Genomic DNA, 13,124 nt, shown 5'->3' on the forward strand with positions numbered 1-13,124 from the left:
GCCAGCGCCTCTCTATTTGCGGTATTCGTTGTTGTAGTTCTGGATGAGACGGCGAGTCACCTCATGCTGGGGATCGGCAAACACCTTGAGAGTCTTGCCGCGCTCCACCACCCGACCTTCGTGCATTACCAGCACCTCGTCGCTGATATGGCTGACGATGCCCAGATCGTTGGCTACCAGCACATAACTCAGTCCCATGGTCTCCTGCATATCCAGCAGCAGATTGATGATCTGGGAGCGTACCGAGATATCCAGGGTGGAGAGCGCCTCATCGGCCACCACTATCTTGGGGTTGAGGATCAGCGCGCGTGCCAGCGCCACCCGCTGTTGCTGACCGGAGGAGAGCATCTGCGGATAGAACAGGGCGTGGTCCGGCAGCATCCCCACCATGCGCAGGGTTTGCACCACCTTCTCACGGCGCTCCTCCTCGGTCATCTCGGTGTTGAGACGCAGCGGGGTTTCCAGGATCTGGCCGACCCGGATCTTGCGGTTCAGCGAGGTGTTGGGATCCTGAAAAATCATCCGCAGCAGTTTGCAGCGAGTCTGGTAATCGCCATGCACCATCAGTTGGCCGTCGATGGCGATGTCGCCGCTGGTGGGTTCGATCATGCCGGCTAGAATGCGGGCGAGGGTACTCTTGCCGGAGCCAGCTTCGCCGACGATGGCGAGGGTCTGGCCCACTTCGAGATCGAACGAGAGGGGCTTGATCGCCTCTACTGCCTGACGACGAAACAGACCGGTACGGTTCTGGTAGGTTTTGCTAAGGCCTCTGACCTGCAACAGGGATGGCTCGATCACAAGCGGGGCTCCTTCATGGGGGCATTAACGGTCATCATTTTTTCGGCTCCTCCATGTTCAGCGGGAAGTGACAGCTGAACTGATGGCCCTTGATCTTGTTCATCAAAGGAGTCTGCACGCACTGCTTCTGGGCGTAGGGGCAGCGCGGCCCCAGACGGCAGCCGATGGGCAGGTGTTGCAGTGGCGGGATGACGCCGGGCAGGGTCTCGAGGCGCGACTTGTGGCGCACCAGCTTGTCAAAGTCGGGGATCGATTTGAGCAGGGCATCGGTATAGGGGTGATGCGGGGTCTCAAGGATCTGCTCCCGGGTGCCCACTTCCACCATCTGGCCGCAGTACATCACGTTGATGGTATCGGTCAGGTTGGCGATGGCGGCGATGTCGTTACTGATGATCAGGATGGTGGTATTGCCCAGCTTGTTCATCTTGTCCAGGAGTCGCAGGATCTGGGAGTGGGTGGTGGACTCCATGGCGCTGGTGGGCTCGTCGGCTACCAGCAGACGCGGCTGGTTGGCAATGGCCATGGCGATCATCACCTTCTGGCACATGCCATCCGACAGCTCATGGGGATAGGCGCGCATCACCTTGCGGTGATCCTTGACGCCGACCCGGTGCAGCAGGGCGATGGCCTTCTTCTTGCGCCACTGGAAGCGTTGCCAGAATTGCCCCTCGAACGAATCGGTCGGGATTGCCTCTTCCAGCTGGGTGCCGATCTCCTCGGAGGGGTCGAGACAGCTGATGGGGTCCTGGAAGATCATGGCGATCTCGCGACCCATGATGCGACGGCGCTCCTTGGGAGGCATGCTCAGCAGATCCATGTCGTTGAAGCGCATCCGGTCGGCACGTACCGTCCAGTTGTCCTTCTCGATGCCGACGATCACCTTGGCGATCAGACTTTTACCTGAGCCGGATTCACCCACCAGACCGCGGATCTCCCCCTCGGTCAGGGTCAGGCTCACCTTGTCCACCGCCTTGACCTTGCCTTGCGGTGTGTCGATCTCGATGGTGAGATTGCGAATATCGAGCAGCGGCATCAGTCATTCCCCTCTTTGAGTGCTTCGCGGATGCCTTCACCAACCAGGTTGGTGGCCAGCACGCTGAACAGGATAGCCATGCCCGGCAAAGTGACGGTCCAGGGTGCGAGATAGATAAGATCGCTCGAATCGGCCAGCATGGTGCCCCACTCAGGTTGGGGAGACTGGGCGCCGAGACCGAGAAACCCGACCGCCGAGATATCGAGAATGGCCGCCGACAAGGTGCGGGTGGTCTGGGCCACCAGGGTCTCGACGATATTGGGCAAAATAGCCAGCCGCATGATCCTGAAGGGGGGCGAGCCATCGAGCCGACTGGCAATGATGTACTCCTTCTGCATCTCGGCATGCACTGCGTTATAGGTGGCCCGGATAAAGGGCGGGATCAAAGCGAGCGTAATGGCAATCAGGGTATTGCCAAGGCCCGGCCCCAGAATGGCAACCATGATGATGGCCATCAGCAGGGAGGGGATGGAGAGCAGGGTATCGAGCAGGTGGTGCAGCACGCTCGATTTCAGCCCCTTGCTCATGCCGCCGAGTATGCCGATGGCGGAGCCCACCACCATGGCGATCACCACCACGACAAGGGCACAGCCGAAGGTGAGACGTGCCCCCACCACCAGCCGGGAGAGCATGTCGCGCCCCAAATCATCGGTGCCGAGGAAGTAGTCGATGTTGCCGGTCGCCGCCCACGAGGGGGCGAGCAGCAGCTTGTCGGTGTGCTGTTCATCGATGCCGTAGGGGACGACCAGCGGCCCCACCAGCGTGATGAGCAGCAACAGCAAAAAGCACCAGAGCCCCGCCATCGCCAACGGATTGCGGCTGTAGGAGGCCCACGTCTGCTCAAGGGGCGAGAGGATCTTGAGCTCGGGATAGATGTTCGATTTATCTTGCATAGGATACCTGGCTCCTGGTCACGCCATGAGCGCGTTCAATCTTGTTTGGCATACAACTCTTTGCGCCGTGCCGGATAGATAAGGGTGGTCAGCAACTCGGTGCTGACGCTGGTCAGGATCACGAAACTGGCCACCACCAGAGTCGCGCCGCGAATGGCGGCGTAATCCTGCAGGGCGATGCTGCTGATGAGCCAGCGGCCGATCCCGTGCCACTCGAACACCACCTCGGTGATCATGGCGGAGGTGAGCACGCTACCCAGTTGCAGACCCAGCAGCGGCAGTACCGGCGGCAGGGCGTTCTTCAGACCATGGCGCCAGACGATCTGCGCCTTGGAAAGGCCCCGGCTCGCCGCCGCCTTGATGTAGTTCTGCTTCATCACGTCGATGAGGGAGCTGCGCACATGGCGGATCACCTCGGTGGTGGGCACCACCGCCAGCACCAGTGATGGGAGAATGAGGTGGCGCAGGGCATCGTGCAGCGCCGCTTGCCGCCAGGGTTCGTTGCTGAGCAGCACATCGATCACCGCGATGCCCGTGATGGGGGGCACGTCGTAGAGCAGGCTGATCTGCCCGGAGGCTGGCAACCAGCCGAGATCCAGCGAAAAGAGCATTACCACCAGCAGCGCCAGCCAGAACACCGGCACCGCATAGCCGATAAGACCGGCAGCCATGATGGAGAGATCCAGCGTCTTGCCCTGGGACAGGGCCGCCAGGGTGCCGAGAGGAATGCCCACCAGCAATGAGATGGCGAACGCCGCCAGACAGAGGATCAGGGTCGCCGGGAAGTAGTGGCGGATCTCGTCCAGCACCGGTAGCCCGGAGACGCTGGAGAGCCCCAGGTCACCTGCGAAAATGCGGCGCAGGAAGTCGGGATAGCCGCTCCAGAAGCTGAGCTGATTGCCGATCAGCCGATAGTCCAGCAGATAGGCGACAAAGGTCAGCGCCAGCAGGGTGATGAGCAGCAGGTTGATGCGGCGCAAGGTGTATAGAAGCATGCTTACTCCCTGTGAGCCTGGTTGAAGGAGGTGCCGCCAAAGGGCATCAGCGTCAGCCCCTCGATGTCGCTGCGGCTGACCTGGGTACGCAAGGCGTGTGCCAGCGGGATCAGCGGCAGCTGTTCGTTAAGCAGGGTCTGGGCATAGTAGTAGTTACGCAGCCGGAACGAGAGCTGGGGCGTGGTGACCGCATCATCCAGCAGCTGATCGAAGGCCGGGCTACACCAGCGGCTGTAGTTGTTGCCGCGCTCCACTGCCGAGCAGCTCAGCAGCTGGCGGAAGAAGTTGTCCGGATCGGCGTTGTCGGCAATCCATCCGGAGAGCAGGCTGTCGTACTGCCCCTTGGTGAGGCGGCCTTCGATCACCGGCCACTCCCGTTGCACGATCTTGAGCTTGATCCCGACCTTGGCCAGATCGCTGCGGATCAGCTGGGCGGTCTTGACCGCATCCGGGTTGTAGGGGCGGGCGTCTGGCTGTACCAGCACCTGCATCTCGAACCCTTTCTCCAGACCCGCCTCCTTGAGCAGCTGGCGCGCCCGTTTCAGGTCGGGTTTGCGCTCGGGCAGGCTGGGGTTGTACCCCCATGAGAGGGTCGGCAGCAGGCTGTTGGCGGGCAGGCCGGTATCGAAATAGACCGCCTGCAACAGGTTGTCGATGTTGATGGCGCTGGCAATGGCCTGACGCACCTTGACGTTGTTGAATGGCGGCTTGCGGGTATTGAGGGCCAAAAAGGCCACGTTCATCCCCGACTGGACCGAGAGGCTCAGCGCCGGATTTTGCTTGATCACCGAGAGCTGGCTGGCGGAAGGGGTGCTCATCACGTCGCACTCGCCGGTCAGCAGCTTGGCCAGCCGTTTGGCGGATTTGGGGGTGATGTCGTAGACCAGCTGTTCAATCTTGGCATCGCCGCCCCAGTAGCCGGGGTGGCGCAGATAGCGAATGAACTCGTTGTGGCGATACTCCTTGAAGCTGAACGGCCCGGTGCCGATGGGGCGGCTATCCAGCAGGGCTGGCGTGCCCGCCTGCAACATCTGCTCGGCGTATTCGGCGGAGAGGATCACCGCATAGTCGCTGGCCAGGGTGGCGAGGAAGGAGGCGTTTGGCTGGTTCAGCTCGAACACTACCGTCTGCGGCCCCTTCTTGCTCACCCGCTTGATCAGCAGATCTTGCCCCAAGCTGTAGAAGTAGGGGTAATCGCCGCCGGAAACCTGATGATAGGGGTGCTGCTCGTCCAGCTGGCGGGCATAGGTGAAGACCACGTCATCGGCATTGAAAGTGCGGGTGGGCTTGAACCAGGGGGTATGGTGAAACGTCACCCCCTTGCGCAGGGTCAGGGTATAGGTGAGGCCATCCTCGCTGACATGCCAGTTGGTGGCGAGCGCCGGCTCCAGCGCCAGGGTGTTGGGGTTCACCTCCAGCAGGCGGTCGTAGAGCGGACGGGCACTGGCATCCAGTGTCACCCCGGAGTTGGAAACATGGGGATTGAAGGAGAGGGGGGATCCCTCAGCACAATAGATGAGTCCGGTTTTGGAGGCCTCGGGTTGCTTCTGGCAGCCGGTGACCAGCACCAGCATACCCAGCAGCAAGGGTGTGAGCATTCTCATTGTTGAACCATGTTCTTATAGGGGTTTTGTACGCACGTTTTGATACAAATGTGCCAGCGCGAAGGCTGGCGTGTTGCTGGAGTCGGCATCAACCGCGCTCCTTCACTCTTGTTCTGCATCGTTATCGCCATCCAGCAGCTGATATTTGCGTAGCATGCCACGGAACTGGTGATAGCTTAAGGCCAGCAGTTGAGCGGCTTTGCGCTGATTATACTGGGATTGCTGCATTGCTTGCTTGAGTAAATTAATCTCGTACTCCGCCACCGCCTGCTTGAGATCGAGCGGTAAGGCGAGGGGGGATGCAGATTGTACCTCGCTTCGGGCCTCTTGCGCAGGTTGCGTGACCTGTGGTCGCCAGGGGGAATCAAACGGGTTGAGCACCAGGGTCGAGAGCGGCAGCTGGGGATTGCCCTGACGATAGATACTTCGCTCCACCACGTTCTTCAGCTCCCGCACGTTGCCCGGCCAGTGGTAATCCAGCAGCAGCTGGGTTGCCTTGCGCGAGAAACCGGCAAACAGCGGATAGCCCAGCTCCCGGGTCATGGTGTGGGCGAAGTGCTCCGCCAGCATCAGGATATCTTCCCGCCGCTCCCGCAAGGGGGGGAGGGTGATCACATCAAACGCGAGCCGGTCGAGCAGATCGTGGCGAAACTGCCCCTTGTCGGCCAGCGCAGGGAGATCCTCGTTGGTGGCGCAGACCAGTCGCACATCCACCTTGAGGGGCTTGGCCCCACCCACCCGCTCGAACTCGCCATACTCGATGACTCGCAGCAGCTTCTCCTGCACCCGGGCGCTGGTGGTGGCCAGCTCGTCAAGGAACAGGGTGCCGCCATCGGCCCGCTCGAAGCGGCCTTGGTGGCGCTTGGCGGCGCCGGTAAACGATCCCGCTTCGTGACCGAACAGCTCGGTCTCCAGCAGGCTCTCGCTCAGGGTGGCGCAGTTGATGGTGACAAAGCTTTGATCCCAGCGCGCCGAGAGATAATGTAGGCGGTGGGCGATCAGCTCCTTGCCCGTCCCCCGCTCACCGATGATCAGCACGGGTTTGCGCAGCGGGGCGAGCCGTGAGGCCTGCTCAATGATCTCGAGAAATGCGTTGGATTCCCCCAGCAGGCTTTCCGTGGCCGTGGTCATAGTGATCCCTGTCAGTTGTAAAAGCTGGTCAATCTTACCAAAAGTTGGTGATTTTAATCATCTCTTGCGCGAGGCATCTTGCAATTCGGCTATTCTGCCCCATATAAATCAACAAGTTAAATTTTGTTCCAGATTGGCACACAAGTTGCCATTGTCAATGGAGAAACAACGCCATGCCAATAACAGGAGTGCAATCATGAGTATTTTTTCCCGTCTGGCCGACATCATCAATTCCAACCTGACGGCTCTGCTCGACAAGGCAGAAGATCCCCAGAAAATGGTGCGCCTGATCATCCAGGAGATGGAGGACGAGCTGGTCAAGGAACGTTCCAATCTGGCCCGCTTCCTCGCCAGCCAGAAAGAGATTGGTCGTCAGGTCGCCCGTCATCAGGAGCGGGTCGACGAGTGGCAAGCCAAGGCCGAGCTGGCCCTGACCAAAGGGCGTGAAGATCTGGCCCGCGCCGCCCTTATCGAGAAGAAGAAACAGACCGAGTTGTCAGAGACCCTCTACCGCGAGCAGCAAGCGGTCGACAGCGGTATCGAGAAGCTGGGTGAGGAGATCCGCCAGCTCGAAGCCAAGCTGGAAGATGCCCGCGCCCGTCAAAAGGCGATGGCCATTCGCACCGAAGCGGCCAGCAGCCGTCTCAATGTGCAGAGCCAGGTAGCCCGTGGCGAGAGCCAGGCTGTGGTGAGCAAGTTTGAGCGGATGGAGCGTCGCATCGACGAAATGGAAGCGCGCGCCGATCTGGGTCAGTCCGACAAGGCGCTGGCGCAGCAGTTTGCCGAGCTGGAAGTGGACGATCAGATAAGCCGTGAGCTGGAAGCCATGCGCCAGAAGCTGGGTCAGGGCGACAGCAAAAGCGAAGGCAAACAGGGGGAGTAACAGATGGAAGATCTGCTGGGCGTATTGATGGTTCCCATGGTGGTCTTCATGGTGGTGGTGGCCCCCATCTGGCTGGTGCTGCACTATCGTGCCAAGGGGCGGATTGGCGCCGGTCTTGCCGATAGCGAGCGGGAACAGCTGCAAGGGCTGCTGGCTCGCACCGAGAAGATGCAGGAGCGAGTGGGCGCGCTGGAGTCGATTCTGGACGCGGAAGTACCCGGTTGGAGGAACAAGGTATGAGCAGTGTCAGTCGTGAAGGGCGTAACCTCTATCGCGATCCCCAGCGCGGCAAGATAGCCGGGATCTGTGCCGGTTTGGCAGAGTATTTCGGGGTGGAGACCTGGATCGTGCGGCTGCTCGCCATCAGTGGCCTTATCTTCGCCGGTTTCATCACCTTCACCGCCTATATCGCTGCCTGGTTCCTGCTCGATAAAAAGCCGGTCACCCTCTACTCGCAAGAGGATGCCGACTTTGCCGAGGTGCGGATGAAAGCGCGCAGCTGGCAGGCGGGGATCACCCCTCATCAGGCGCTGGGCCGCATCGCGCAGGAACTTGACGCGCTGGAGCCCAGAGTTCAGCGGATCGAGAAGCTGGTGACCTCCAGGGAGTTCACCCTGCAGCGGGAGTTTCGCAAGCTGTAGTGCTTGCCAAAACACTCAATGTCGATGGTGGAATCTTCTGTGATGATCCACCATCGACGACAACTATCCAGACGTGGATAAGCGGTCGACCTCTCGCACGGCCAATCACGCCGGATGCAACCACCAAGGGAGAACGGATCAAGCCTTGATACTCAATAAACTGGAACAGAAGTTGACTCGCCTGCAACACAAGGCGAACGACGTGGTGAACCGGGTGCGGGATCGCCATATCCGGCTGGCGGTGACCGGCCTCTCTCGCAGCGGCAAGACCGCCTTTATCACGGCACTGGTCAACCAGCTGGAACACGCGGCCATCGACGGCCGTTTGCCGTTGTGGGATGCCCTGCGTCAGGGGCGTATCCTCGGCGCCCGCCGGGTGCCGCAGCTCAATGCCCACATTCCCACCTTTGCCTACGAACGTGGCCTCGACTCCCTGTTTGGCGTTCCACCAGCCTGGCCCGAGCCCACCCGCGGCGTGGCCGAAGTGCGTCTCGAAATTCGCTATCGCACCCGTCATCCTCTGCGCAAGCATCTGGGGGAGATCTCCACCCTCTACGTGGATCTGGTGGACTACCCCGGGGAGTGGCTGCTCGACTTGCCGCTCCTTGAGATGAGCTACGAGCAGTGGAGCGAACAGGTGCGCGAGCAGCTTCGTCGCCCAGAGCTGCAGGCACTTGCCGCCAGCTGGCTGACACCCGGGTGGCAGGTCGATCAGCGCTTCGAAGAGCGGCCGGTGGCTGAGCTGGCCGAGCGCTACACCACCTATCTGCATGCCTGCAAACAGGAGCTGGGATTGCACCTTATTCAACCCGGTCGCTTCGTGTTGCCGGGGGAGTATGCCGGTGCCCCCATGCTGCAATTTGTCCCCTGGGTGTGGGAGATGCCTGCCAGCGATCCCGCCGATGGCACTCTTTACGCCACTCTCAAGCAGCGCTTCGAGCAGTACAAACAGCATCTGGTGCAGGGTTTTTATGAGCAGCACTTTGCCGGCTTTGATCGCCAGATCGTGCTGGTGGATTGCCTGCAGCCGCTTAACGCAGGGGCAGCCAGCTTTGGCGATATGCAGCAGGCCATCGCCCGCATCATGGAGAGCTTTGCCTACGGCAAGAGCAACTGGTGGCGGCGACTCTTCTCGCCCCGTATCGACAAGCTGCTGTTTGTGGCGAGCAAGGCCGATCACGTCACCCCCGAACAACATGCGCCCATGGTCTCACTGCTGCAGCATCTGGTGCGCAGCGGCCGCGGCCAAGCCCGTTTTGAGGGGATCACCACTGAGTGCTTGGCGCTTGCCGCCATCAAGGCGACCGAAGTGGGCAAGGGGGTGGCCAATGGCCGCGAGTTCCCCGCCATCCGCGGCACCAGTCTGAGCGGTGAGCCGCTGCTGCTGTTCCCGGGTGAAGTGCCGCCCCATATTCCGCCCGCGCAGTGGTGGAACAGTCAGGGCTTTGATTTTCAGGCGTTTCGCCCCATGCCCATGAGCGCCCATCAGGCGCTGCCCCATATCCGGCTCGATGCGGCGCTGGAGTTTCTGCTCGGGGATCACCTCGAATAACGGTGTGCGGCTCGGGTTTGTTTCCTGCGCCGCCCGCAGGAGACTGTTTTCAGGAGAATAAGGCGATGAACGATCAGATAAAAGAGCGGCCACCGTTGCAGGGCAAGGTGATCCTTGAGCCAGCCTTGACGGTGGCCAGTGACGAGCGACCGCCCGCACCGGCCCAGCGGCTGGAGGAGGCGAGCTTCGAGCGCCTCGACGAGCTGGACGAGTTCACCGAGGTGGAGAGCGCCCTCGTCAGCAAACCGCGCCGCCGCCATCGGCTGCTGGCTTGGGGGCTTGGGGCAGTCGGTCTGCTCTCGTTGGGCCAGTATGGCGCCTTTCTTTACGATCAATTCCTCACCACCCCGCTCTGGGGCAGCGCCTGGCTGGCGGCCTCGGCGCTGGTGGCGGCGGGGACCGCCAGCGTGGTGGGGCGCGAGTGGCTGCGGCTGCGCACCCTCAAGCGGCGCCAGGATGTGCGCTCGCGGGCAGAAGATCTGCTGGCCCATCAGGGAGTCGGGCAGGGGCAGGCCTTTTGCGAAGGGTTGGCGGTCAAAAGTGGCGACAAGGGGCGCGAGGGGTATCAAACCTGGCTGGCCCAGCTCGACGAGAGCCACAGCGATCGGGAGGTGCTGACCCTTTACAGTCAGCTGGTATTGAGCGAACGCGACAAGCTGGCGCAGGCGCGGGTGGCCAAATGGTCGGGGGAGGCCGCCGTGCTGGTGGCGCTCAGCCCGCTCGCCACCGTCGACATGATGCTGATGCTGTGGCGCAACCTGCGGATGATCGAAGATATCGCCGATGTCTATGCCATCGAACTTGGCTACTGGAGCCGTATTCGCCTTATTCGTCAGGTGTTTCGCAACATGCTCTACGCCGGTGCCACCGAGCTGGTGACCGAGGTGGGGATGGACTTGCTGGGCGCCGAGTTTGCCGCCAAGCTCTCTGCCCGCGCCGCACAAGGGGTGGGGGCCGGGCTGCTCACCGCTCGCCTTGGCCTGCGCACCATAGAGGCGTGCCGCCCGCTGCCCTGGTGTGCGGACGAGAAACCCAAACTCGGCGAGCTGCGCAAGCGGCTGATCGGCCAGCTGGCGGGGTATCTCAACAAATCCTGATAGCCCTGTCTGCACCTTGCTGCGATGACCCATGCCCCTGTCGTGCTCGCCAAGCCGCAGGGGCATGGTTTTAATCGGCAGATCATTGAGTTGGCAGCAGTGCCCGGTTTTGGCGAGACGCCCGTTTACGGTTAAGCTGGCAGTCAATCTTACCAATCACACCAATAGTACCAATCGGCAAGGATGCCCGATGAACTTTACCTTTCGCCAGATCCGTTATTTTGTGGCCGTGGCCGACAGCTTCTCAGTGAGTCGTGCCGCCGCCGAGTTGCATATCTCCCAGTCGGCGGTCACCAGCGCCATTCGCGAGCTGGAGACCGAGCTCGGCGCCCCGCTATTCGAGCGCAATCCGCGCGGCGTCACCCTCACCACTCAGGGGCACCAGTTTTTGCTCCACGCCCGCCGCATTCTCGGCGCCATGACCGAGGCGAGCCACTCCCTCAAAGCGGTGGCCCAGCAGGATCAGGGGCGACTCACCATCGGCGTGACCACCTTGGTGGCGGGTTACTACCTCTCAGAGGCGCTTGGCCGCTTTCGCCGTGCCTTTCCGGCGGTACAGATCGAGGTGAAGGAGGATGAACAGCCTTTTCTGGAGCACCAGATCGTCAACGGCGAGGTGGATGTGGGGATCCTGATGACCAACCGCACCATCCGGCAAGAGGCGTTTGATACCGAGTTGCTGACCCGTTCGCCGCTGCGGCTCTGGCTGGCCGCCAACCACCCGCTCTGCGCCGAGTCGACCCTCTCGCTCACCGCGCTGGGGGAGGAGCCGATGATCTCGCTGACCGCCGATCAGCTCGATCAGATCATCGGTGGCGGCCTGCGCCGCTACGGCATCTCCCCCCGCATCGTACTGCGCACCGCGTCGGTGGAGGCGGTGCGCAGTCTGGTGGCGAGTCAGCTCGGGGTCGCCCTGCTGCCCGATTTTGCCTATCGCCCTTGGTCGCTGGAGCAGGAGCGGGTCGAGGCGCGCTCCATCAAGGAGCCCATTCCCGCCATCGATATCGGGCTGGTGTGGCGCCGTGGCTCTCGGCTGGATTGGACGGCGCGGGAATTTATCGATATTGCGCGGGATCAGAGCCGGTTGCGGGCCCGTCAGGCGCTCCCTCGCTAGCCATCTCTTGCGGGGTAGCCACCAAAAATCAGATTCATCTGCACTCGATATCGATTTAGCTGATACCTGAGCCACCAAAAATTGAAATATTCATCGTATTGCCACTCCCCTAAGCTCATTGCTGGTTAACAGGATGTTAACGCCTATGGTGGCGTTCCTTCACCTGATGCAAGTCAACACAATGCAAGGAGTGCATGATGAAATTGACCCCTCTGATGCTGGCTCTTGTTCCGGCGCTGCTGGCAGGCCAGACCCAGGCTGCCCCGACCGAGCTCGGCAAGGGTGAAGGCCAGCTCAATATCGTGGCCTGGGCTGGCTACGTTGAGCGTGGCGAGACCGACAAGAACTACGACTGGGTGACCGGCTTCGAGAAAGAGACCGGCTGCAAGGTGAACGTCAAAACGGCGGCCACCTCGGACGAGATGGTGGCGTTGATGAACGAGGGGGGCTTCGATCTGGTGACCGCCTCCGGCGATGCCAGTCTGCGTCTGATTGCCGGTGGCAAGGTGCAGGCGCTCAATCTGGCGCTCATCCCGAGTTACAGCAAGATTGATCCCCGGCTGCAAAATGCCCCCTGGCACACTGTGGATGGCAAGCACTATGGCGTGCCCTACCAGTGGGGCGGCAATATCCTGATGTACAACACCAAGGTGTTCCCCAAGGCACCGGACTCCTGGAACGTGGTGTTCGAGGAGCAGATCCTGGCGGATGGCAAGTCCAACAAGGGGCGGGTGCAGGCCTTTGACGGCCCGATCCACATCGCCGATGCCGCCCTCTATCTGATGACCCATCAGCCCGCCCTGGGCATCAAAGACCCTTACGAGCTGAACGAGGAGCAGTACAAGGCCTCCCTCGATCTGCTGCGCACGCAGCGCCAGCTGGTGGGACGCTACTGGCATGATGCCTTCGTCCAGATCGATGACTTCAAGAACGAAGGGGTGGTTGCGTCAGGCTCCTGGCCGTTCCAGGCCAATGCCCTGATTGCCGACAAGCAGCCCATCGCCACCACTGTGCCGAAAGAGGGAGTGACCGGTTGGGCCGATACCAGCATGGTGCACAGCGATGCCAAGAACCTCACCTGCGCTTACAAGTGGCTGGAGCACTCCCTGAGCAACAAGCTGCAGGGGGATCTCGCCGCCTGGTTTGGCTCGGTGCCTGTAGTGCCTGCCGCCTGCGAAGGCAATGCCCTGCTGGGCCCGACCGGGTGCAAAACCAACGGTATCGACAACTTCGATCGGGTTCGCTTCTGGCGCACTCCGGTCTCCCAGTGCAAGAGCCAGGGAACTTGCGTGCCCTATTACCGCTGGGTCTCCGACTATATCGCCATTCTGGGCGGTCGCTAAGGCGCTCCGACTCTGCATGACTGCCGAGAGCGGATAATCA

13 protein-coding genes are annotated in these 13,124 nt (G+C 61.4%); 7 read left to right on the top strand and 6 right to left on the bottom strand.

Going from position 1 to position 13,124, the window contains the following annotated elements; all coding sequences use genetic code 11:
• Window positions 1-12 precede the first annotated feature (12 nt).
• The 6 genes from G5229_RS12990 to pspF form a co-directional block, all read right to left on the bottom strand.
• On the bottom strand, window positions 13-798 hold the full coding sequence (locus tag G5229_RS12990; protein ID WP_421209248.1) for an ATP-binding cassette domain-containing protein: 786 nt from the start codon (window positions 796-798) through the stop codon (window positions 13-15).
• A gap of 34 nt (window positions 799-832) precedes the next feature.
• Window positions 833-1,831, bottom strand: coding sequence for an oligopeptide/dipeptide ABC transporter ATP-binding protein (locus tag G5229_RS12995; RefSeq protein ID WP_227342654.1), 999 nt, complete (start codon window positions 1,829-1,831; stop codon window positions 833-835).
• A complete protein-coding gene (locus G5229_RS13000; protein ID WP_216953434.1) occupies window positions 1,831-2,724 on the bottom strand; it encodes an ABC transporter permease subunit in 894 nt (297 codons plus the stop codon). The genes G5229_RS12995 and G5229_RS13000 overlap by 1 nt, the downstream gene beginning before the upstream one ends.
• Before the next feature lie 35 nt (window positions 2,725-2,759).
• On the bottom strand, window positions 2,760-3,719 hold the full coding sequence (locus G5229_RS13005; RefSeq protein ID WP_158109240.1) for an ABC transporter permease: 960 nt from the start codon (window positions 3,717-3,719) through the stop codon (window positions 2,760-2,762).
• Between the two features lie 2 nt (window positions 3,720-3,721).
• Window positions 3,722-5,317, bottom strand: a complete 1,596-nt coding sequence (sapA, locus tag G5229_RS13010; protein WP_421209290.1) for an ABC transporter substrate-binding protein SapA — start codon at window positions 5,315-5,317, stop codon at window positions 3,722-3,724.
• Window positions 5,318-5,425: 108 nt separating this feature from the next.
• On the bottom strand, window positions 5,426-6,454 hold the full coding sequence (gene pspF, locus G5229_RS13015) for a phage shock protein operon transcriptional activator (RefSeq protein ID WP_201939609.1): 1,029 nt from the start codon (window positions 6,452-6,454) through the stop codon (window positions 5,426-5,428).
• A gap of 196 nt (window positions 6,455-6,650) precedes the next feature.
• Here pspF and pspA point away from each other — a divergent pair, with 196 nt between their 5' ends.
• The 7 genes from pspA (at window position 6,651) to G5229_RS13050 (ending at window position 13,084) form a co-directional block, all read left to right on the top strand.
• A complete protein-coding gene (pspA, locus tag G5229_RS13020; RefSeq protein WP_005361184.1) occupies window positions 6,651-7,337 on the top strand; it encodes a phage shock protein PspA in 687 nt (228 codons plus the stop codon).
• Between the two features lie 3 nt (window positions 7,338-7,340).
• Window positions 7,341-7,577 carry an envelope stress response membrane protein PspB gene (pspB, locus tag G5229_RS13025; protein WP_005333672.1) on the top strand — a complete coding sequence of 79 codons (237 nt, stop codon included), beginning with the start codon at window positions 7,341-7,343 and terminating at the stop codon, window positions 7,575-7,577.
• On the top strand, window positions 7,574-7,978 hold the full coding sequence (gene pspC, locus G5229_RS13030) for an envelope stress response membrane protein PspC (protein ID WP_005333670.1): 405 nt from the start codon (window positions 7,574-7,576) through the stop codon (window positions 7,976-7,978). Before pspB ends, pspC begins: the two co-directional genes overlap by 4 nt.
• 145 nt (window positions 7,979-8,123) lie before the next feature.
• The gene (locus G5229_RS13035) at window positions 8,124-9,530 is read left to right on the top strand and encodes a YcjX family protein (protein ID WP_204479488.1); all 1,407 of its coding nucleotides are present in this window, start codon (window positions 8,124-8,126) and stop codon (window positions 9,528-9,530) included.
• Window positions 9,531-9,595: 65 nt separating this feature from the next.
• Window positions 9,596-10,627, top strand: a complete 1,032-nt coding sequence (locus G5229_RS13040; RefSeq protein ID WP_139740384.1) for a YcjF family protein — start codon at window positions 9,596-9,598, stop codon at window positions 10,625-10,627.
• A gap of 190 nt (window positions 10,628-10,817) precedes the next feature.
• Window positions 10,818-11,741, top strand: coding sequence for a LysR family transcriptional regulator (locus tag G5229_RS13045; protein WP_042083334.1), 924 nt, complete (start codon window positions 10,818-10,820; stop codon window positions 11,739-11,741).
• Between the two features lie 197 nt (window positions 11,742-11,938).
• A complete protein-coding gene (locus G5229_RS13050) occupies window positions 11,939-13,084 on the top strand; it encodes an ABC transporter substrate-binding protein (RefSeq protein ID WP_139735155.1) in 1,146 nt (381 codons plus the stop codon).
• Window positions 13,085-13,124: the final 40 nt, after the last annotated feature.

The organism is Aeromonas sp. 602396 (assembly GCF_049173735.1).
Taxonomy (GTDB): Bacteria; Pseudomonadota; Gammaproteobacteria; order Enterobacterales; family Aeromonadaceae; genus Aeromonas; species Aeromonas veronii_A.

Bases quoted from the DNA above. Each gene is read 5' to 3' on its own strand.
- G5229_RS13045 (WP_042083334.1), top strand. From the start codon at position 10,818: ATGAACTTTACCTTTCGCCAGATCCGTTATTTTGTGGCCGTGGCCGAC.
- pspB (WP_005333672.1), top strand. From the start codon at position 7,341: ATGGAAGATCTGCTGGGCGTATTGATGGTTCCCATGGTGGTCTTCATG.
- sapA (WP_421209290.1), bottom strand. From the start codon at position 5,317: ATGCTCACACCCTTGCTGCTGGGTATGCTGGTGCTGGTCACCGGCTGC.
- pspA (WP_005361184.1), top strand. From the start codon at position 6,651: ATGAGTATTTTTTCCCGTCTGGCCGACATCATCAATTCCAACCTGACG.
- pspC (WP_005333670.1), top strand. From the start codon at position 7,574: ATGAGCAGTGTCAGTCGTGAAGGGCGTAACCTCTATCGCGATCCCCAG.
- G5229_RS13040 (WP_139740384.1), top strand. From the start codon at position 9,596: ATGAACGATCAGATAAAAGAGCGGCCACCGTTGCAGGGCAAGGTGATC.
- G5229_RS12995 (WP_227342654.1), bottom strand. From the start codon at position 1,831: ATGCCGCTGCTCGATATTCGCAATCTCACCATCGAGATCGACACACCG.
- pspF (WP_201939609.1), bottom strand. From the start codon at position 6,454: ATGACCACGGCCACGGAAAGCCTGCTGGGGGAATCCAACGCATTTCTC.
- G5229_RS13000 (WP_216953434.1), bottom strand. From the start codon at position 2,724: ATGCAAGATAAATCGAACATCTATCCCGAGCTCAAGATCCTCTCGCCC.
- G5229_RS13050 (WP_139735155.1), top strand. From the start codon at position 11,939: ATGAAATTGACCCCTCTGATGCTGGCTCTTGTTCCGGCGCTGCTGGCA.
- G5229_RS13005 (WP_158109240.1), bottom strand. From the start codon at position 3,719: ATGCTTCTATACACCTTGCGCCGCATCAACCTGCTGCTCATCACCCTG.